General features: G+C 28.3%; 21 protein-coding genes. 10 read left to right on the top strand and 11 right to left on the bottom strand.

What is annotated here, in order from left to right:
* Positions 1-12: 12 nt before the first annotated feature.
* Complete coding sequence (locus tag ACYPV9_RS04290; protein ID WP_459741850.1) at positions 13-609, bottom strand: NAD(P)H-dependent oxidoreductase; 597 nt, start codon at positions 607-609, stop codon at positions 13-15.
* A gap of 194 nt (positions 610-803) precedes the next feature.
* Here ACYPV9_RS04290 and ACYPV9_RS04285 point away from each other — a divergent pair, with 194 nt between their 5' ends.
* The 4 genes from ACYPV9_RS04285 to ACYPV9_RS04270 all read left to right on the top strand — a co-directional run bounded on the left by ACYPV9_RS04285 (position 804) and on the right by ACYPV9_RS04270 (position 3,740).
* The gene (locus tag ACYPV9_RS04285; protein ID WP_459741847.1) at positions 804-944 is read left to right on the top strand and encodes a LysR family transcriptional regulator; all 141 of its coding nucleotides are present in this window, start codon (positions 804-806) and stop codon (positions 942-944) included.
* Between the two features lie 69 nt (positions 945-1,013).
* Positions 1,014-1,412 carry a hypothetical protein gene (locus tag ACYPV9_RS04280; RefSeq protein ID WP_459741845.1) on the top strand — a complete coding sequence of 133 codons (399 nt, stop codon included), beginning with the start codon at positions 1,014-1,016 and terminating at the stop codon, positions 1,410-1,412.
* Between the two features lie 432 nt (positions 1,413-1,844).
* Entirely contained in the window at positions 1,845-2,723 is an 879-nt protein-coding gene (locus ACYPV9_RS04275; protein WP_299060793.1) for a UDP-2,3-diacylglucosamine diphosphatase, read from the top strand.
* 3 nt (positions 2,724-2,726) lie between these two features.
* On the top strand, positions 2,727-3,740 hold the full coding sequence (locus ACYPV9_RS04270) for a glycosyltransferase family protein (RefSeq protein ID WP_459741844.1): 1,014 nt from the start codon (positions 2,727-2,729) through the stop codon (positions 3,738-3,740).
* On the opposite strand, the gene ung is transcribed toward ACYPV9_RS04270, so the two are convergent.
* The gene (gene ung / locus ACYPV9_RS04265; protein ID WP_459741841.1) at positions 3,724-4,386 is read right to left on the bottom strand and encodes a uracil-DNA glycosylase; all 663 of its coding nucleotides are present in this window, start codon (positions 4,384-4,386) and stop codon (positions 3,724-3,726) included. The genes ACYPV9_RS04270 and ung overlap by 17 nt on opposite strands.
* A gap of 36 nt (positions 4,387-4,422) precedes the next feature.
* On the opposite strand from ung, the gene ACYPV9_RS04260 reads away from it, so the two are divergent.
* The 5 genes from ACYPV9_RS04260 (at position 4,423) to ACYPV9_RS04240 (ending at position 12,572) form a co-directional block, all read left to right on the top strand.
* Positions 4,423-6,630 carry an endonuclease MutS2 gene (locus ACYPV9_RS04260; protein WP_459741839.1) on the top strand — a complete coding sequence of 736 codons (2,208 nt, stop codon included), beginning with the start codon at positions 4,423-4,425 and terminating at the stop codon, positions 6,628-6,630.
* Between the two features lie 180 nt (positions 6,631-6,810).
* Entirely contained in the window at positions 6,811-9,708 is a 2,898-nt protein-coding gene (locus ACYPV9_RS04255) for an FAD-binding and (Fe-S)-binding domain-containing protein (protein WP_459741837.1), read from the top strand.
* Between the two features lie 31 nt (positions 9,709-9,739).
* The gene (locus ACYPV9_RS04250) at positions 9,740-10,963 is read left to right on the top strand and encodes an MFS transporter (RefSeq protein ID WP_459741835.1); all 1,224 of its coding nucleotides are present in this window, start codon (positions 9,740-9,742) and stop codon (positions 10,961-10,963) included.
* Positions 10,956-11,960 (top strand): aldo/keto reductase, encoded by a 1,005-nt coding sequence (locus ACYPV9_RS04245; protein ID WP_459741833.1) that lies wholly within the window; start codon positions 10,956-10,958, stop codon positions 11,958-11,960. Before ACYPV9_RS04250 ends, ACYPV9_RS04245 begins: the two co-directional genes overlap by 8 nt.
* A 162-nt stretch (positions 11,961-12,122) precedes the next feature.
* Positions 12,123-12,572 (top strand): hypothetical protein, encoded by a 450-nt coding sequence (locus tag ACYPV9_RS04240; protein WP_299060806.1) that lies wholly within the window; start codon positions 12,123-12,125, stop codon positions 12,570-12,572.
* A 3-nt stretch (positions 12,573-12,575) separates the two neighbouring features.
* Here the strand turns inward: ACYPV9_RS04240 and ACYPV9_RS04235 are convergent, their stop codons facing one another.
* A complete protein-coding gene (locus ACYPV9_RS04235; protein ID WP_299060809.1) occupies positions 12,576-13,391 on the bottom strand; it encodes a lysophospholipid acyltransferase family protein in 816 nt (271 codons plus the stop codon).
* 57 nt (positions 13,392-13,448) lie between these two features.
* The gene (locus tag ACYPV9_RS04230; RefSeq protein WP_459741830.1) at positions 13,449-14,078 is read right to left on the bottom strand and encodes an NUDIX hydrolase; all 630 of its coding nucleotides are present in this window, start codon (positions 14,076-14,078) and stop codon (positions 13,449-13,451) included.
* A gap of 83 nt (positions 14,079-14,161) precedes the next feature.
* Between ACYPV9_RS04230 and ACYPV9_RS04225 the strand changes: the two genes are divergently transcribed.
* Positions 14,162-14,428 (top strand): hypothetical protein, encoded by a 267-nt coding sequence (locus ACYPV9_RS04225; protein ID WP_459741828.1) that lies wholly within the window; start codon positions 14,162-14,164, stop codon positions 14,426-14,428.
* Here ACYPV9_RS04225 and ACYPV9_RS04220 read toward each other — a convergent pair.
* The 7 genes from ACYPV9_RS04220 to ACYPV9_RS04190 all read right to left on the bottom strand — a co-directional run bounded on the left by ACYPV9_RS04220 (position 14,425) and on the right by ACYPV9_RS04190 (position 19,884).
* Positions 14,425-14,736, bottom strand: coding sequence for a DUF6787 family protein (locus tag ACYPV9_RS04220; protein WP_459741826.1), 312 nt, complete (start codon positions 14,734-14,736; stop codon positions 14,425-14,427). The genes ACYPV9_RS04225 and ACYPV9_RS04220 overlap by 4 nt on opposite strands.
* Before the next feature lie 8 nt (positions 14,737-14,744).
* Positions 14,745-15,578: a prolipoprotein diacylglyceryl transferase gene (gene lgt, locus ACYPV9_RS04215; RefSeq protein WP_299060819.1), complete on the bottom strand. Its 834-nt coding sequence runs from the start codon at positions 15,576-15,578 to the stop codon at positions 14,745-14,747.
* Positions 15,579-15,639: 61 nt separating this feature from the next.
* Positions 15,640-15,873, bottom strand: coding sequence for a membrane protein insertion efficiency factor YidD (yidD, locus tag ACYPV9_RS04210; protein WP_299060821.1), 234 nt, complete (start codon positions 15,871-15,873; stop codon positions 15,640-15,642).
* 42 nt (positions 15,874-15,915) lie between these two features.
* Positions 15,916-17,394, bottom strand: a complete 1,479-nt coding sequence (gene cysS / locus ACYPV9_RS04205; protein ID WP_299060824.1) for a cysteine--tRNA ligase — start codon at positions 17,392-17,394, stop codon at positions 15,916-15,918.
* Positions 17,395-17,494: 100 nt separating this feature from the next.
* The gene (locus ACYPV9_RS04200) at positions 17,495-18,874 is read right to left on the bottom strand and encodes a hypothetical protein (RefSeq protein WP_459741824.1); all 1,380 of its coding nucleotides are present in this window, start codon (positions 18,872-18,874) and stop codon (positions 17,495-17,497) included.
* Positions 18,855-19,412 carry a hypothetical protein gene (locus ACYPV9_RS04195; RefSeq protein WP_299060829.1) on the bottom strand — a complete coding sequence of 186 codons (558 nt, stop codon included), beginning with the start codon at positions 19,410-19,412 and terminating at the stop codon, positions 18,855-18,857. Before ACYPV9_RS04195 ends, ACYPV9_RS04200 begins: the two co-directional genes overlap by 20 nt.
* Positions 19,396-19,884, bottom strand: coding sequence for an RNA polymerase sigma factor (locus tag ACYPV9_RS04190; RefSeq protein WP_459741823.1), 489 nt, complete (start codon positions 19,882-19,884; stop codon positions 19,396-19,398). Before ACYPV9_RS04190 ends, ACYPV9_RS04195 begins: the two co-directional genes overlap by 17 nt.
* Positions 19,885-20,005: the final 121 nt, after the last annotated feature.

The raw sequence follows: 20,005 nt of genomic DNA, 5'->3' as shown, positions 1-20,005 counted from the left end.
GATATAACAATACTATAATTGCGCAATTAAATTTCTAAGAAATACATTATAGTTCTCTAATTCTAAGGGAACATCAGCATTTTTTTCCATATCATGAAAGTGATGTGTTGCTAACAACTTCATGCCAGTAAAAGCATTCATTTTATGAAAGCCAAACATTGGGCCTTCATCTACATTTTTCTGATTAAAAAATTCGTTTTCAAGTGTAAATGCAGTTTTAGGAGCGTTCCAACTAGTTGTAAGTATATATTGTTTACCATGCATTAAACCACCTGTACCATAGTTTATATTTGGGTTTTTCCTGCTTCTACCATCACTTGTATAAATTCCATTTTGATGTCCTTCTGTAAAAACTTTATCAATATACTTTTTAAAACCAAACGGAATTTGAAACCACCAAATTGGGGTATGATATATCACGATATCTGCCCACTTAAATTTTTCAACCTCACTTTTAACATCATAATTCTCCCCTACTTGAGTAAATTTAACTTCAAAACCTTCTAGTGTATCAAAATGTGAAATTGTAGTTTTAAAAAGTGTATCATTAAATCTTCCTCCAGAATGTGCAAATGGATGACTTCCATTTATAATAAATATATTTTTCATGTTTAAAATTTTATCCGAAGCAAAATTAAAACTACATGTACTATTGTAAAAATAATACAAATTATATCTTTGTATTAAAATTATAATAGTTATGGTGAATTTAGAATGGTACAGAACTTTTAAAGAAATAATATGAAAACGGAACTTTAACCAAAGCTTCTGTAGCACTTTACGCCTCTCAACCCGGTGTTAGTGTGCATTTAAATGCATTAGAAGCCTATGTGGGTAAAAAACTGTTTGAACGTACTTCTAGAAAAATGATACCAACAGAAGATGGAAAGTTTTTGTATGAATATATTATAGAATCGCTAACAAAATTAGAAGTAGCAGAGTAACATTTTAAAAAAACAACTCAAGAAAAAAATCCGTCTTTAAACATAGGAATGTGTTCTGAAATGTTTCAATTGATTCTAGAACCCGAAATCAAAAAATTAAACTTTAATCTGGTTGCTAGATTTGGTGCGCATACAGATTTAATAAAAGATTTAAATAATGGTATTTTAGATTTAGTAATAACTCCTAAAAAACAAGTTGAAAAAAAATCATTGGTAGAGTATATTCCTTTTTCTAAAGAAAGAATTGTATTAATTGCAGGAATTAAAACAGATACTTCAATAATAAAAAGCCACATTAATTCTAAAAATTTAAAAAAAATAGAAGAAGAATTACTTAAAAATTTATGGTACAGCTCGTCAAACGAATTGAACATTTTAGACGCTTTTGGTTTGAAAACTTTAATAAGAAACCAAGTTTTAAACCCAATTATATTTTACCTAATATTACTTCTATTATTAGATGTTTAAAAAATGGTAATGGACTTGCATTAGTTCCTGATTTTTTATGCGAAGAACAAATTTTAAAAAAGGAAATAAAATTAGTTTGGAAAGGAAAAATTAAAACTGAAAACACCTTATATTTTGCATTAAGAACAGATTTAAAATATAAAAAAGAATTAGATGTTATTAGAAAAATTTTTACATCAAAATTAAAATAATTACCTAATATTAAAAGTATTACACTTAACAAATACGTTACAATTAATAAACTTTTTAATAAGAATTAACTTACTTTTTTTTCATTATTAATTTACTATTACAAAACATTGTGTCTGTATGTTTGATAAACTATTTACAGAATGCGTTTGTGTACATTTTATTTAACCTTACATAACAACAAGTATACTTTAAATACTTTATGTAAACATAAAATAACTTCTCAACATTTACCTCATTAAGATGAAAAAAAACAAAAAACGTAAGTTAGACTATGTTGTAATTTCTGATGTGCATTTGGGCACTTACGGTTGTAAAGCTGCAGAATTATTAAATTATTTAAAATCTATAGAGCCAAAAGTTTTAATACTTAACGGAGACATTATAGATATTTGGCAATTTAACAAACGTTATTTTCCAAAATCTCACATGAATGTAATTAAACACATTACTGGGCTACTTTCTAAGGGCACAGAAGTGTATTATATTACCGGCAATCATGACGAAATGCTTAGAAAATTTAAAGGTTTTCAATTAGGAAATTTTAAAATTTTGAACAAACTTGTCTTAGATATTGATAATAAAAAAACATGGATTTTTCATGGTGATGTTTTTGATGTAACCATGAAACACTCTAAATGGTTGGCAAAATTAGGCGGTAAAGGTTACGATTTACTTATTTTGATTAACACCTTTATAAATTGGATTAGTAAATTATTTGGTTACGGAAAACTATCCTTATCAAAAAAAATTAAAAACAGTGTAAAAAGTGCTGTAAAATTCATCAATCATTTCGAAGAAACCGCTTCTGATATTGCAATTGACAACAACTACGATTATGTTGTGTGCGGACACATACATCAACCAGAAATAAGAGAAATTTCTAACGCAAAAGGAAAAACAACTTACTTAAATTCTGGCGATTGGATAGAAAATTTAACGGCATTAGAATATAAGAAAAAGCAATGGACTTTATACGAATATAATAAAGATGATTATTTGAAAAATAATACTCTAAAGTTATCTAAAAAAGAATTGAAAGCATTAAAAAAACAAGATTCTCAAAACTTTATTTTTAATGAATTTTTAAAGGAATTTGACATAAAAAAACCGGTAAAATAATTTATGAAGATATTATACGCTATACAAGGTACAGGAAACGGGCATTTAACAAGAGCAAAAGAAATTATACCAATTTTACAACAAAAAGGAGATTTAGATATATTATTAAGTGGTAACGAAAATAATATTCCGTTGGGTTATGATGTAAAATACAATTTAAAAGGTCTAAACTTTACTTTTGGTAAAAATGGCGGAATCGACTTTATAGCGAGTTATAAAAAAATGAACCTTTATAGATTTTATAAAGAAATAAAAAACTTACCAGTAAAAGAATATGATTTAATTATAAATGATTTTGAGCCAGTTTCTGCTTGGGCTGCTAGGTTAAATAATGTAAACATCATTTCTTTAAGTCATCAAAACGCGGTGCTAGACTCTGCTTCACCAAAAATAGGTAAATTTAAAATTGAAAAACTAATTTTAAAATATTATGCACCTTCTAAAGTTCGATTTGGTTTTCATTTTAACAGTTATAGTTCAGCAATATTTTTGCCAATTATCAGAAAAAAAATAAGACACAAAACGGTAAAAAACAAAGGGCATTTTACAGTCTATTTACCTTCTTATCATCATGATAAAATAGCAAAAATACTTTCTAAAATTCCGATTGTAAAATGGCATATTTTTTCTAAGGATACTACAAAGTTAATCTTCGAGAAAAATATTACCATATTTCCTGTTAACGAATTTGATTTTATAAAAAGTATGGCAAGTTCTAGCGGCGTTTTATGTGGCGCTGGATTCGAAACACCTTCTGAAGCCTTATTTTTAAAGAAAAGGTTAATGGTTATTCCAATGAAAAATCAATATGAACAACAATGCAACGCACTTGCACTAAAAAAAATGGGCGTTTACACAATAAAAAAACTGAGTAAAAAACAGGTGCCTAAAATTGCAAAATGGATTCGCTCTGAAAATATTATAGAAGTAAATTATGCAGATACAACAGAAGATCTTTTAGAAGCTCTTTTATTGCCATATTATAAATCTTCTTCTTTACCTACCATTTTATCGTAGTCTTCTGTAATTTTTGAAGAATTTTATTGGTTTTAGAGAAATGTTTAGAACCAAACCAACCTCTCCATGCACCTAAAGGAGAAGGATGCGGCGCTGTAAGAATTGTATGTTTTTTTACATCAATTAATTTAGATTTACTTTCAGCGAATTTACCCCAAAGTAAAAAAACTACATTTTCTTTTTCATTAGAAATTTGTTTAATTACAGCATCAGTAAAAGTTTCCCATCCTTTTTTCTGATGACTTCCGGCTTCGTGCGCTCTAACTGTTAACGTTGCATTTAACAACAAAACTCCTTGTCTTGCCCATTTTTCTAGATTCCCACTTTCTGGAATTTCTTGATGTAAATCCGTAGAAATCTCTTTAAAAATATTTTTTAATGAAGGCGGATGTTTCATATTATCTTTTACCGAGAAACACAAACCATTTGCTTGGTTATTATCATGGTAAGGATCTTGACCAATAATTACAACCTTTAAATCATCGAAAGTGCAATAATCAAAAGCAGCAAAAATATCTTCTTCTTTAGGAAAACATTGATTATTCTTATATTCTTCATCAACAAAATTCATCAACTCTTTAAAATAAGGTTTATCAAATTCATTTTGTAAAATATTTTTCCAGCTATCGGCTATTTTTAGTTGCATTGTTTCTTATTTTTGTAGTATATCAAAACTACAAATTTGAGAACTAATATATCAGAAAAAACATTACAAGATTTAGAATTTGCAACCGTTTTACAGCATGTTTCAGAACATTGTATTAGTGGTTTAGGTAAAGAAAAAGTTTTTAACACGACACCTATAGAAAGTAGAAAGCAATTGTTTAGAGAATTGCATTTGGTAAACGAATACTTATCTTCTTTTGAGAGTGAAAACAGAGTACCAAATCATGGTTTTGATAATGTTACCGAAAGTGTAAAACGTTTGGCAATAGAAAACAGTTTTATAGAAACAGAAGCTTTTTTAAAAATTGCAACGACTTCTTTAACGGTAAACGAGCTTATTAAGTTTTTTAAGAAATTTAAAGTTCAGTTTCCTACCTTTTTCGAACTTTCTCAAAAAATAGAATTTACTACTTATGTAGATGATGAAATAAAAAAAATCATTGATATTTCTGGTGAAGTAAAAAACAATGCTTCTGCCACATTAAAACAAATTAGAAGAGATATTAATAATATTAGAGGTAAAATTGGTGCAAGTTTTTCTAGTGCTTTATCAAAAGCAATTTCCGCAGGTTATTTAGATGACATTAAAGAAACTATTGTAGACAATCAGCGAGTTTTGGCTGTTTCTGCAATGCACAGAAGAAAAGTTGCTGGTAGTTTGTTAGGTGCTTCTAAATCTGGTAATATTGTATACATTGCACCACAAGCAACTTTAGCCTATAGTAGAGAATTTCAGAATTTAGTGTACGAAGAAAAGCAAGAAGTAATTAAAATATTGCGTGCTTTGGCAGAAACTATTCGTCCGTTTACGCCACTTTTAGAAGAGTATTTAGAATTTCTAGTACATACAGATGCTGTTGGTGCTAAGGCGAAATATTCTAGAGAAATGAATGCTGTTTTACCTAAAATTACTAAAGAAAAAAGGATTTATTTTAAAAACGCTTATCATCCTATTTTATGGAAAAAAAATAATGCGCAAAACTTAGAAACAATTTCTCAGTCTATAGAATTGAATGAAAAACAGCAAATTATTGTAATTTCTGGACCAAATGCAGGTGGAAAAAGTATCACTCTAAAAACAATAGGTTTACTGCAATTAATGTTGCAGAGCGGTTTGTTAATTCCGGTTGATGAAAGAAGTCAAACCTATATTTTTGATACAATTTTAACTGATATTGGAGATAATCAATCTATAGAAAATCAATTAAGTACTTATAGTTATCGTTTAAAAAATATGCGCTATTTTTTAAGAAAATGTAACGAAAATACGTTGTTTTTAATTGATGAATTTGGAACGGGTTCTGATCCAGAATTGGGTGGTGCATTAGCCGAAATTTTCTTGGAAGAATTTTATAATAAAAAAGCATTTGGTATTATTACAACACACTATTCTAACTTAAAAGTTTTAGCCAACGAATTAGACAATGTTACCAATGCAAATATGCAGTTTAACGAGAGAACCTTAGAACCATTATACAAATTATTTGTAGGACAAGCTGGTAGTTCTTTTACTTTTGAAGTTGCCCAGAAAAACGGAATTCCATTTAGTTTAATTAATAAAGCTAAAAAAAGAGTAGAAACTGAAAAAGTTAGATTAGATAAAACAATTTCTAAACTTCAAAAAGAACGCAGTAGATTGCAAAGAACTTCTGATAATCTTGAAAAGCAAAAGTCTAAAGGACAAGAACATTTGGATAGTTTACAAGAAAAAGAAGATAAAATTCAGTCTAAACTAGCTGGTTTTCAAGAGTTATATGACAATAACCAAAGAATGCTATCTCTTGGTAGAAAAATTAACGAGTTTCTAAACAAATACTTTCAAAATAATAATAAAAAGGAATTAAATACGAGCTTTAATAAATGGGTTGCAGACGAAAAAGTTAAGTATGCAAAGAAAAATCCGACAAAGCCTAAAACCAAATCTCAAAAACAAAAAGCCAAAGTTGTCGAAAAACAAATGCAAGAGGTTATTAAAAAGGTAGAAAAAGAAGTATTAAAAAAGGTTGTTGAAGTTAGAAAAGAGAAAAAAATAGAAGAAATTAAAATAGCAAAAGAAAAGGCTTCTTACAATTACAAAATTAATGATCGAGTTAGGATAATAGACTCTAATTCTGTAGGAACAATTGATAAAATTGATAAGAAAAATGTTACTATTAATTATGGTATATTCACTACAAAAACAACTTTAAATAAAATTGAACTTGTAGAAAAAGCTAAAAAATAGAAACTTCAAAATTTAAAATACTAGAATTAGGCATAAAAAATTAATATAAATTTCAATTCAGTAATAATTTAAAGTCTTTTTTATAAAATTAATAAAAATATACAAACCACATACCTATTCTGTAATTATCATTATTTTATTCAGATATTTGTTTTAACAACACCTATTTAAAAAAGTAAAATGATTCAAAATACTGTTTTAAAACAACTTCATAATTCACTTTCTGGAGACCTCTTATTCGACAACTTACATAAAACATTATATGCTACAGATGCTTCTGTTTATCGAAAAATACCTTTAGCAGTTGCTTTTCCTAAAGATAATAAAGATTTAAAAACATTAATTGAGTTTGCAAAAAATAACAACACCACTTTAATACCAAGAACTGCAGGTACATCTCTTGCAGGCCAATGCGTTGGCGATGGTATAGTTGTAGATGTTTCTAAACATTTTACAAAAATAATTTCTTTTAATGCGGTAAATAAAACCGTAAAACTTCAACCTGGTGTTGTTAGAGATTCTTTAAATGTATATTTAAAAGAATTTGGAGTTTTTTTTGGGCCAAATACTTCTACGTCTAATCGTTGCATGATTGGCGGAATGGTTGGTAACAATTCATCTGGAAGCACTTCTATAAAATATGGGGTAACTAGAGATAAAGTTTTAGAAATTGAAGCGATTTTAAGTGATGGAAGTTCAGCTACTTTTAAAGAAATTACTTCTGATGAATTTCTTAAAAAAATTAAAGAAAATACCCAAGAAGGTAAAATATATAGAGCTATTTATTCTGAATTATCTCAAATTGAAAATCAGAAAGAAATAAAAAAAGAATTTCCGAAAGTAACAATTCACAGAAGAAACACAGGTTATGCGGTTGATGAATTTTTATCTTCAGATTTATTTGGCGGAACAGAATCTACCATAAATGTTGCAAAATTTTTAAGTGGTAGCGAGGGCACATTGGCTTTTTCTACATCTATTACACTACAATTAGATGATTTACCACCAACTAAAAGTATAATGGTTTGTACACACTTTAAAAGTATAAACGAAAGTTTAATTGCCACTGTTAGGGCAATTAATCATAATTTATACAATTGCGAACTTATGGATAAAACCATATTAGATTGTACTAAAAACAATAGAGATTTAGCAAAAAATCGATTCTTTTTAAAAGGAGATCCAGAAGCAGTTTTAATGTTAGAAGTTTCGGCTAATTCTATCGATGAAGCAGAAATTTTAGCCGATAATTTAATTAAAGATTTAGAAAATAATAATTTAGGTTATCATCATCCTAAAGTTTATGGTAAAGATATCGCTAAAGTTCATTATTTAAGAAAAGCAGGTTTAGGTGCTTTAGGTAATATGATTGGAGATATGAAAGCAGTTGCATGTATAGAAGATACAGCGGTTGCTCTAGAAGATTTGCCAAATTATATAGAAGAATTCACCGAAATAATGTCTAAATACAAGCAAAAAGCAGTGTATTATGCACATGCTGGCGCTGGTGAATTGCATTTAAGACCAATATTAAATTTAAAAAAGAAAGCAGATGTTGTTTTATTTAGAAAAATAACTACTGAAACTGCAGAATTGGTTAAGAAATACAAAGGTTCTTTTAGTGGCGAACATGGAGACGGAATTGTACGTGCAGAGTTCATTCCGTTAATGATTGGTGAAAGAAATTATCAGTTATTAAGAAGAATTAAAAAAGCTTTCGATCCAGATAATATTTTTAACAAAGGTAAAATTACAGATGCTTTTTCTATGGATGAGAATTTGCGTTATGAAATTGACCGAGTTGAACCCGAAATTGAAACAATTCAAGATTTTTCTGATAGTGAAGGAATTTTAAAATTAGCAGAAAAATGTAATGGATCTGGTGATTGTAGAAAACCTGTAGAAGCAGGCGGAACTATGTGCCCTAGTTATAGAGCTACAAAAGATGAAAAAGATACTACACGTGCAAGAGCAAATACTTTACGTGAATTTTTAACAAATTCTAAAGAATCTAACAAGTTCAATCATAAAGAGTTAAAAGAAGTGTTTGATTTGTGTTTAAGCTGTAAAGCTTGTGCATCAGAATGCCCAAGTAATGTTGATATTGCTACAATGAAAGCAGAATTCTTATATCAATATCAAGAAACAAATGGTTATTCTTTTAGAAGTAAATTATTTGCAGAAAATGTAAAATACAATAAATTAGGTAGTATTGTACCTAGTTTAACAAATGCTATTTTAAATACACCGTTTGCAAAAGCCGCCATGGGTGTTGCTAAAGAAAGAACAGTACCCAAATTAGCAAAATCAACTTTAAAAAAATGGTTTAAAAAACAACCGATTACAAAACATAAAAAAACAGTTTATTTATTTTGTGATGAGTTTACTAACTTTTATGATGTAGAAATTGGTAAAGATGCTTATCACCTTTTAGATAAACTTGGTTATAATTTAAAAATTGTTAATCATGAGGAATCTGGAAGAAGTTATATTTCTAAAGGTTTTTTAAAGCAAGCTAAAAATATTTGCAATTTAAATGTTGCTATTTTTAAAGATATTATTACAGAGAAAACACCATTAATTGGTATAGAACCTTCTGCTATTTTAACTTTTAGAGATGAATATGTTCGTTTAGCAGATGACAAAAAATCCGCAGAAAAAATAGCTAAAAATGTATTTACTTTTGAAGAGTTTTTAGCAAAGGAATTAGAAAACAAAAATTTTGACATCAATTTATTTACCAAAGAAACTAAAGTTTTAAAAATTCATGGGCATTGTCATCAGAAAGCATTGTCTGGTACACATGCAAGTTTTCAAATTTTAAATATTCCTAAGAATTATACCGTAACAATTATAAATTCTGGTTGTTGTGGTATGGCGGGTTCTTTTGGTTATGAAAAAGAGCATTACAATATTTCTATGCAAGTAGGCGAAGACACATTATTTCCTAAAATTAGAAACACACCTAAAGAAACAGAAATTGTAGCGGCGGGTACAAGTTGCAGACATCAAATTTACGACGGTACAAAACGAATTGCCAAACACCCAATAACAATTCTAAAAGAAGCATTATCTTAGTAGAATGCAAAACAAAAATAAAATAGCTTCTATGCTAACGCTTATAATTGCAGGCGAAGCTATTTTTTTACTTCCGTTTATTTTGATGCGTGTTTTTAAACCGATAATTAGAGACGCCTTTCTTATTTCTGATGCTCAAATTGGTGAAGCTCAAGCACTGTATGGTATTACAGCAGTTTTGTCTTATTTTATTGGAGGCTTTGTAGCAGATAAATGGCAAGCAAGAAATTTACTTACTCTATCATTAATTTTAACTGCTTTTGGCGGATTTTGGATGATGATAATTCCGTCTATCTCAAGTTTAAAAATGTTATATGCATTTTGGGGTATTTCTACAATATTATTATTCTGGTCATCCCTAATAAAAGCAACAAGACAATGGGGAAATAAAAATAATCAAGGTTTATCATTTGGTTTGTTAGATGGTGGTAGAGGTTTTTTTGCAGCTACAATAGCTCTGTTTGGAGCCAGTATTCTTACTTACTTTTTTCCTAAAAAGGCGATTGAAATTAGCCAAAAAACTAAAGTAGAAACTTTACAATACATAATTGGTGCAATTACCTGTATAGTTTTTTTTATTGCCTTTTTAGTATGGAAATTCTTACCAAAAGATGATGTTAAAAACCTCAAAAATCAAGCTAAATTCAATTTTAAAGAAGCTTTTTTGTTACTAAAACAAATAAAAATAATTTATCATTCACTTATTATTTTTTGTGCATATTGTGCTTATAAGCTTACAGGGGTTTATGGTACTTATGCAAAAGATGTATGGAATTTCAGTTTGCAAGAAGCTACATACTTTGCTGTTTTTATTCAGTATTTAAGACCACTAGCAGCAATTTCAATTGGTTATGTTGCTGATAAATACATTCCGTCTAAAATTATATTACCTAGTTTTATCATCTTAATTTTTTGTTCTTTATTATTAGGCTCTGGTATTTTTACAAACCAAATTATAGCTTTTTCATTTGCAAGTTTTATACTAATGGCCTTTGGTACATATGCATTAAGGGGGTTGTATTTTGCAATTATAGAAGAGACCAACACACCTATACAGTTTACAGGTACTTTAGTTGGAATTATATCTGTTGTTGGTTTTACACCAGATATATTTATGTCATTATTTAATGGTTATATGTTGGGAGAAAACCCTACAATAAATGAGTATGAAAATTTATTTTTAACGTTTACAATAATTCCTGCTATAGGCTTAATTGCAGCTTTCGGATTTAGAAAATCTATACAAAATGAGTAAAAAACAAAAGTACACACCTTCTAAAGAGAGGTATGAGAAAATGAATTATAGAAGAACTGGAGATAGCGGATTATTACTTCCGGAAATTTCTTTAGGTCTATGGCATAATTTTGGAGAAAATGACAATTTTAAAAATGCAAGAAATTTAATTAAATGTGCATTCGATAACGGAATTACTCATTTTGATTTGGCTAATAATTATGGACCACCATACGGTTCTGCTGAAACAACTTTTGGAAAAATTCTTAAAAAAGATTTTAAAAACTATAGAGATGAAATGATTATTTCATCAAAAGCAGGTTATGATATGTGGGAAGGACCTTATGGGAATAATGGTTCTAAAAAATATTTAATTTCAAGTTTAGATCAAAGTTTACAGCGATTAAGTCTTAATTATGTTGATATATTTTATCATCACAAACCAGATTATAATACGCCTTTAGAAGAAACAATGGGCGCCTTAGATTTGATGGTTAAACAAGGTAAAGCTCTATATGTTGGCTTATCTAATTACAAACCAAAAGAAGCAAAAGAAGCATTTAAAATTTTAAAAGAATTAGGTACACCTTGTTTAATACATCAACCTCGCTATAGTTTGTTTGATCGTTGGGTAGAAGATGGCTTGTTAAATTTATTAGAAGAATCTAAAGTTGGTGCCATTTGTTTTTCTCCGTTAGCACAAGGTATGCTAACTAATAAATACATTAATGGTTTACCAAAAGATTCTAGAGCAATAAAAGATGGCAGATATTTAAAAACAGACATGGTTTTAGAAAATTTACCAAAAATTAAAGCATTGAATGAAATTGCAATAAATAGAAATCAAAATTTAGCACAAATGGCAATTTCTTGGATTTTGAAAGATGAAAGAATTACCTCTGTATTAATTGGAGCAAGTAAAACTGATCAAATATTAGATAGTTTAAAAGCTTTAGAAAACATTATTTTTGATAATGAAGAGCTTCAAAAAATTGATAAAATTTTAAAAATGAATTAAATTTAATATCAATTCAAAAATAATAGTACCTTTATCAACTATTTTAGTAAAAAAAATATGATTCTGAAAAAGAAAACCCCCATCCTATTTTTAGCTATATTTATAGCTAGTTGTTCAATTTTAAAAGCACAAAACTCTGTAAATCTTTCTTTACATCAAGATATGAAACTCCTTATTTGGGGAGATGAACTTGGTAACCGAGCAGGAACTTTAAATTATAATTTTAGATTAAAACATGAAACCCAAGACAAAAAATACGGTTATTTTATGTACGGTTTAGAGTTTGAACAAGCTCTTTTAGATGATATTTATACTCGATTTGGCGCATTTGGTGGTTTTTCTTTTATGGAAGTTTTAGATGATTATAATTTTCATGTAACCCCAAGTATTGGCGCTGGTATTATCAACCGAACAGGTAAAAACTTGTTTAGCTTATCTGCTGGTTTGCAATTTGAATACTTTTTAGGAGACCGATTTAGATTAAGTGTATTAAATCAAATAACTCAGAGAACAGATTTAGAATATTTATATGACGATTTAAAATACCGTTATAGTTTCTTTATCGGTTTTGAATACACTTTATTCGAATTAAAAAGAAAAAGAAGGCCTTAATTTTTAAGACCAAAACTCTCTTTGTTTATTTAACTCTTCTTCTTCTTTAGTTAATTGTTCTATCTGGTCTACAGTTAAAACTTTTAAAAATGAAGGGTGTTGTTCAATCGCATATTCAATTTTTGTTACTATTTCTGCAACCGTTTCATTATCGTAATCAATATCTAAAGGCTCTTTAATAACCATAGATTGTAAAACATTTCGCTTTTTTATAGACAATCCTTTTTTATCAAAAGATCGTCTAAAACCATCAATAACAATAGGTACAACTACTGGTTTACAAGTTTTAATAATATGTGCGGTTCCTCTTCTAATTGGTTTAAAAGGGGTTGTTGTACCTTGTGGAAATGTAATAACCCAACCATCTTTAATAGCTTTCTGTATATTAGAAATATCAGAGTTTTTAACTTGTCTATTAACATTTTTACCTGCACTTCGCCAAGTTCTATCAATAGAAACAGAACCAGCATACGCAAATAATTTAGGTAAAATACCAGATTTCATGGTTTCTCCGGCAGCAACAAAATAAATATTTAACTTGGGATTCCAGATATAACCAACATTTTTAATAGAATCGTCTCTACCTTTTAATGCAGCATTAAAAACATGAAACATTGCAGCAACATCAGCAAAATATGTTTGATGATTAGAGATAAACAAAACATTTTTATCTGGTAAATTTCTTAATATTTCAGAACCTTCAATTTGCAAATTATTAAATTTACGATATCTTCCATGAGAAATTACACCAAAAATTCTAATAATCATTTTTTTTAAAAACAAAATATGACCAAAAGGATTTCTTTTAAATAAAGGCATTACAGTTTAATTTTTAATACTTGGTTAGCTACAAATTTACAAAACAATTTACAAACCTTATTGTTTTAAAAGTTCTTTAATTTCTGATAACATCATCGCTGTTGCGCCCCAAACAACATAACCATTTAGTTTAAAGCAAGGTACATCTGCATTTTTCATGTACGAGGTAGTTAAATTAACCGTTTTTAATGATGCATCATTTAATAAATCTTCTAATAAAACCTCTATTGTAGTTGCTACTTCGTAATTTGTTATAAATTTTGGTCTTTCTGATAGATAACCAATAAAAGGAGTTGCTAAAAAATTACTTGGCGGAATATAAACATCTGTAAGCTCTCTTATAATTTTTACAGATTCTGTTTTTATACCAATTTCTTCATTAGCTTCTCTTATTGCTGTAGCTCGTAAATCTTTATCAGAGGTGTCAATTTTACCTCCCGGAAAACTTATTTGTGCAGAATGGGTACCTTTATAACTAGCTCTTTCTGTTAAAATAAATGTAGTTTCTTTATCTTTATTTGGATAAAATAATGCCAATACAGCGGCTCTTTTGGGATTACTAGCTTTAATTTTATCTGCATCATATCTTAATCTAAGTTCTGGTGCCAATTTAAATTGTGCATCTAAACCACCTAATTTACTAATTTTAAAAGAGTTTATGTTTGATTTAAATTGATTAAATTTCACTTTAAAATAGATTTTATAGTTAAACTATTGCCTTTTAAATATAATAATATTTTTTTGGCAAGAATTTTGAATAGATATTGAATATGAATAATAAATACAAAAAATTAATAGCAAGTATTGCTTTAGATGCTTTCGGCTTAATACCAGTACCTTTTTTAGATTTTCTTTGGGCGCCAATATCTGGTTATATAATGACAAAAATGTATAAAGGTAAAGAAGGTAAAGTTGCAGGTATTGTTTCTTTTTTAGAGGAAATATTACCTTTAGATATTATACCAACTTTTACAATTATGTGGGTTTATAGCTACATCATAAATAAGAGAAAAAATGAAGAAGTAATAGAAAACTAATCTTCATTTTTAAATAAAAAGCCTAAACCTAATCTACTTAAAAACTTCTTTTCGAAAGCCCAAAAGAATTTAAATTGTCCAAAAAGCCAACCTACAATTGGTAACGTTAATTGATAAACCGGAAAAATAAGCAATATTCTTAATGGCCAATAAATAAAACCAGAAATGGTTTCTTTATCTAAACCAATAAATTCTGTTATGGGTTTTGCCACCCAAGCAGCAAAAGAACCATTGATAGCAAAAACAATAAAAATTGCAACTACAGACCAGTTACTTTCAATATTCCAACGTTTTTTTAATTTCTCCATAAAAATAATTAAGCTTTAGTTTTAGATTTTCTAAACATTAGCCAAACACCTATTAAAACCAAAGGTATACTTAAAACTTGCCCTGTATTTAACGGACTAAATATCCACTCTTCTCCTCTTTGCTGAACTTGAGGTTCTTTTAAAAACTCTATTATAAATCTTAAAGACCATAAAACAACCATAAACAAACCAAATAAAAATCCTGTTTGTTGTTTTTTATCAGTTTTCCAGTATAAATACCACATCACAAAAAATAATGCCAAATAACTAAAAGCTTCATATAATTGCGTTGGATGTCTTGGTGCAGTTTCTCCTGCTGCTTTAAAAATTACTCCAAAATTACTACCTGTTTCTTTACCGTAAATCTCTGAATTAAAAAAGTTACCAAAACGAATAAAAAATCCTGCCAAAGCAACCATTATTGCCAATCTATCTAAAATAAACAACCAAGGTTTTTGTAGGTGCTTTTTAGCATAAAAATACATCGCGATTGGAATACCAATAGCAGCACCATGACTTGCAAAACCTGTAAATCCGGTAAACTTCCATCCTTCTGCAGATTTTTTAAATGGTAAAAATATTTCTAATAAGTTATGCTGATAATAATCCCAACTGTAAAAGAAAACATCTCCTAAACGCATTCCTATTAGCATCGATAGAAAAACATACATAAACAATGGATCCATTTTTTCTACAGGAATTTTATCTTCGATATATATTTTTTTCATAAAACGTAAGCCTAGTAAAAATGCTGCTACAAACATTAAACTATACCAACGAACTGTAAAAAAACCTAAATCTATTCCTATAGACGGGTTCCATTCTATTGCTAAAAAACTCATATTTTTATTTTTTCTAAGTGCGAAAGTAATAAAGCAATCGCTGTTTTAAATAAATTAATTGTTATTCTTTCTTTTCTGGCACTGGATCATAACCACTACCGCCCCAAGGATGGCAACTAAATATTCTTTTTATAGCTAACCAACCACCAGAAAACAAGCCATGTCTTTGCAACGCTTCTATTGTATAATGAGAGCATGTAGGACTATATCTACATGTTGCTGGTGTAAACGGAGAAATAGCCGTTTGATAAAAACGGACTAAAAGAATAAATGGATATGAAAGGATTTTTTTCAATATTAATTTTTAAAAAGCGCTTTAATTTTTCAAACCAAAAATTTAATTTAAACTAAAAGTTGTACCGTCTTTACCGTCTTTTAATTGAATTCCTAATGCAATTAATTCATCTCTAATTTGGTCTGACAACGCCCAATCTTTATTTTCTCTTGCTTCTTTTCTTAATTTTATAAGCAACTCAACAACGCCATTAATTTTTTCTGAACTGTCTTGTGAATTTTCATTCATCAATCCTAAAACATCAAAAACAAATGCATTTAATGTATTTTTAAATTCTTCTAAATCATCCGCAGTTAAACTTGCGTTGCTTTCTTTAATTTGATTGATTAGTTTTACAGCTTCAAATAAATGAGAAATTAAAATTGGTGTATTAAAATCATCATTCATAGCTGCGTAACAATCTTTTTTCCATGCTTCAACATTAAAAGTAGATTCATTTTTAGCTTCAATTTTTTCTAAAAAAGTAACTGCTTCCATTAATTTAGCATGCCCTTTTTCTGAGGCTTCTAAAGCTTCACCAGAGAAATCTAAAATACTTCTGTAATTGGCTTGCATGTTAAAGAATCGAACAACACTTGCAGAAAATGCTTTTGGTAGAATATCGTTTTCTCCTGATAAAATTTCATTTGGAAGAATAAAATTACCGGTAGATTTAGACATTCTTTGGCTATTTAGTAAAAGCATATTTGTGTGCATCCAATAATTAACTGGGGTTACACCACTACATGTTTGAGATTGTGCAATTTCGCATTCGTGATGCGGGAATTTTAAATCCATTCCGCCACCATGAATGTCAAAATTTTCTCCCAAATATTTAGTACTCATTACAGAGCATTCTAAATGCCAACCAGGAAAACCATCCGACCAAGGAGAAGGCCAACGCATAATATGTTTTTCATCTGCTTTTTTCCAAAGTGCAAAATCTTGTGGATTTTTCTTGTCTGATTGTCCGTCTAAAGTTCTTGTATTATTTAATAAGTCTTCTACTTTTCTACCAGATAAGATTCCGTAATTTTCTTTTTTATTGTATTCATGTACATCAAAATACACAGAACCATTTACCTCGTATGCAAATCCTTTTTCTATGATTTCTTTAATCATTTCTATTTGCTCTACAATATGCCCTGTTGCAGTTGGCTCTATACTTGGTGGTAAAAAGTTGTAATTTTTTAAAACATCATGAAAATCTACCGTGTAACGTTGTACAACTTCCATAGGTTCTATTTGTTCTAAACGTGCTTTTACAGCAATTTTATCTTCACCTTCGTCTGCATCATTTTCTAAATGACCTGCATCGGTTATGTTACGCACATAACGTACTTTATAACCTAAGTGCAATAAATATCTATACACCACATCAAAAAACATAAATGTTCTTACGTTACCTAAATGGGCATTGCTATATACAGTTGGCCCACAAACGTACATGCCTACGTATCCTTCTGTTATCGATTTAAAATCCTCTTTCTTTTTGGTAAGAGAATTGTATACTTTCAATTGATTTTCTTTGTAGAGTTCCATTAAAAAAAGTGACTAATTACAGCGGATAAAGATAGGCACTTTATTAAGAATAGAGAAATGGAATTTGAGTGAAGTTTACCTAATTGTGCGTAAAATAATTTTACTTGATTGTAATAGAACTAAATTGCCCGTTTACTTTTAATACATTTTTAGGTGTTACATCATTTTTAAAGTATTTTACTCTTTCATTTTGCAAATTTACTTTATTTACCTGGTATTTGTATTTAGAATGCACATTACCAAAGTTTAAAACTGCTTCTGAGTTACTTAAATCTAAAACAAACTCTTCAAAATTTACATCAAAACCTTTAATAGTAATTTCGCCAAACTTATCTGTTACTGCTACTTTTTTATTGATTTTATCGATTTCTAATTTCGAAAAATTATTAAAAATATTAGTATTTGTAACCGATGCTATTTTTGCATCGGTTACATTATTCAAAAACAAAGTACAAGCGTTTAAACTGTTTATATTTACTGGTGAAGAATCAATATTTAGCTTACCTCCTATTAAATTATTTGCATTGAAAGTGCCATATTTTAAGCTACCAGAAGCAACCGAATTTGGTAAATCTACTTTACAGTGGCGAGTATTTAGTTTAAAAGTAGCCGCTTTTGGCACTTTAATTTCTATCGTTTTCTTAATTTTTACATTTTTACCTTTTATTTCTTTTTCATCCGCATTAAAATTGAAATTAAAATTCATGTTTTTTAAACTTTCTTGTGCTTTTAACAAACCTTTCTTAATCTGCTCTTTATCAATATTTTTAATTTGCAATTTCGCCTCATTTAAAGCTTCTTTTAGCTTTTGCTTATCGATGTTTTTTAAATGATTTTTAGAATTTCTTAATTCAGCTCTAATTCTTTTTCCAGAATTATTAAGTTCTTCTTCGATTTCTTTAAATCGTTTTGTTTTTTTGAATTCTTCCCATTCTTTTTTAGATTTAATAATAATATGTTCATTATCATTATGATATTCGAAAGTGTATTTATTTTCTTTAATCATTTTCTTTTCAATATCTTCTAAAGAATCAAAGTCAAAATCGAAATCCATTTCTGGAATTTCTATATCTTCAATTTCTGGTATATTAATATCAGCAATATTAATTTCTGGTATATTGATATCAAAATCCATATTTTCAAAAAACACAATATTATTTAGTCCCATAGATTTACCCGAACTAGAAACAACACTTACTTTTTTCTTGTTTCCTAGCGCTTCAAAATTCCATTTTTTAAAGTATTCTTCTGCTTTTTCTTTAGAAATTCCTTCCACTTCTATGGTAGCAGTTACAGAAACTTCATTTTTATTCCAGGTTGTTACGTTTATAATAGAATTAGACGCATTAATATCTAATTGCACATCTTTATTTACGGTAAAAGTTTCTGTATATTTTTTATCGAATTTTTGCGCATAAATATTACCAAGTAATAGAAAGGCAACTAAAAAACTGAATGTATTATATAATTTGATTTTCATTTTGTGTTTTGTTTAAATTTTTAAGTTGTTTTAATTGCTTTTTCAAGCGTTGTAACAGCTGTAATCGTAATTTCAAATTACTTATTAATGCATTTATTGTAACATCATTAACCCCTTTTGTATTGAGCTCTTGGGTTAATAATTTGTATTCTTTTGTTAATTCGGATATTTTAGATAAATAATCATCTATAACCTCTTTATTTTCTTCTGTTAATTCTAATTGACTAATTTCTAAATTAATACTGCTTTTGTAATATTTTTCTATGGTTTCAAATTCTGGAGAAATGCTACCCAAACTTATTTCTTTTGTATCTGTTTCTATTTTATTTATAGATTTTGATGGATAAAATTGAACACAGATACTAATTAATAAAGCTACTGTTGCAGCAATACTTAGCCATTTATAATTAATTTTAGTTTTCTTTTTACCGTGTAATTCTTTTTCTAATAAAGCTTCAAATTTATTAGTATGATTTGCAGATAATGCAATCTTTTCTTCTTTATATTTCTTTATAGAATCTCTAATATCTTGCGGCATACATCGTGTTTTTTAGTTTTTCTTTTAATACTTTTTTTCCTCTTAATAATTGCGTTCTAGAAGTGTTTTCAGTAATATTTAATATTTCAGAAATTTCTTGATGATCGTAACCTTCTAATAAATAAAGCGTTAAAACCAGTCTATACTTTTCTTTTAATTCGTTAATATTATCAACAATTTCGTCTACCGAAATAGAATCTTCTACGTGCCAATCTTCTTCTTCAACCTTGGTAATAACATCATCATTAATGGCAATTAATTCTAATTTATTTTTCTTTAATAAATCTATACTTTGATTAATTACAATCCTTTTTAACCAAGCGCCAAAAGCTACTTCATTTTTATAATTATTAATATTTTTAAAAGCCTTAATAAAAGCGTCTTGCATTACATCTTCTGCTAAAAATCTATCTTTAACATATCTATTTGCCACTATAAACATGGCGTTGCAATATAAATTATACAACTGCATTTGTGACTTTGCACAATTGTTTTTGCATTTATTAATTATGGGTTGATGTAATTGTTTGGTTGATGTCATTACTACTTTCTTACTCTAAAGACGATACATTTTTTAAAGTGTTGCAAAATTT

Source organism: Polaribacter sp. OB-PA-B3, from assembly GCF_054589375.1.
This window is presented reverse-complemented; position numbering and strand designations above follow the sequence as displayed.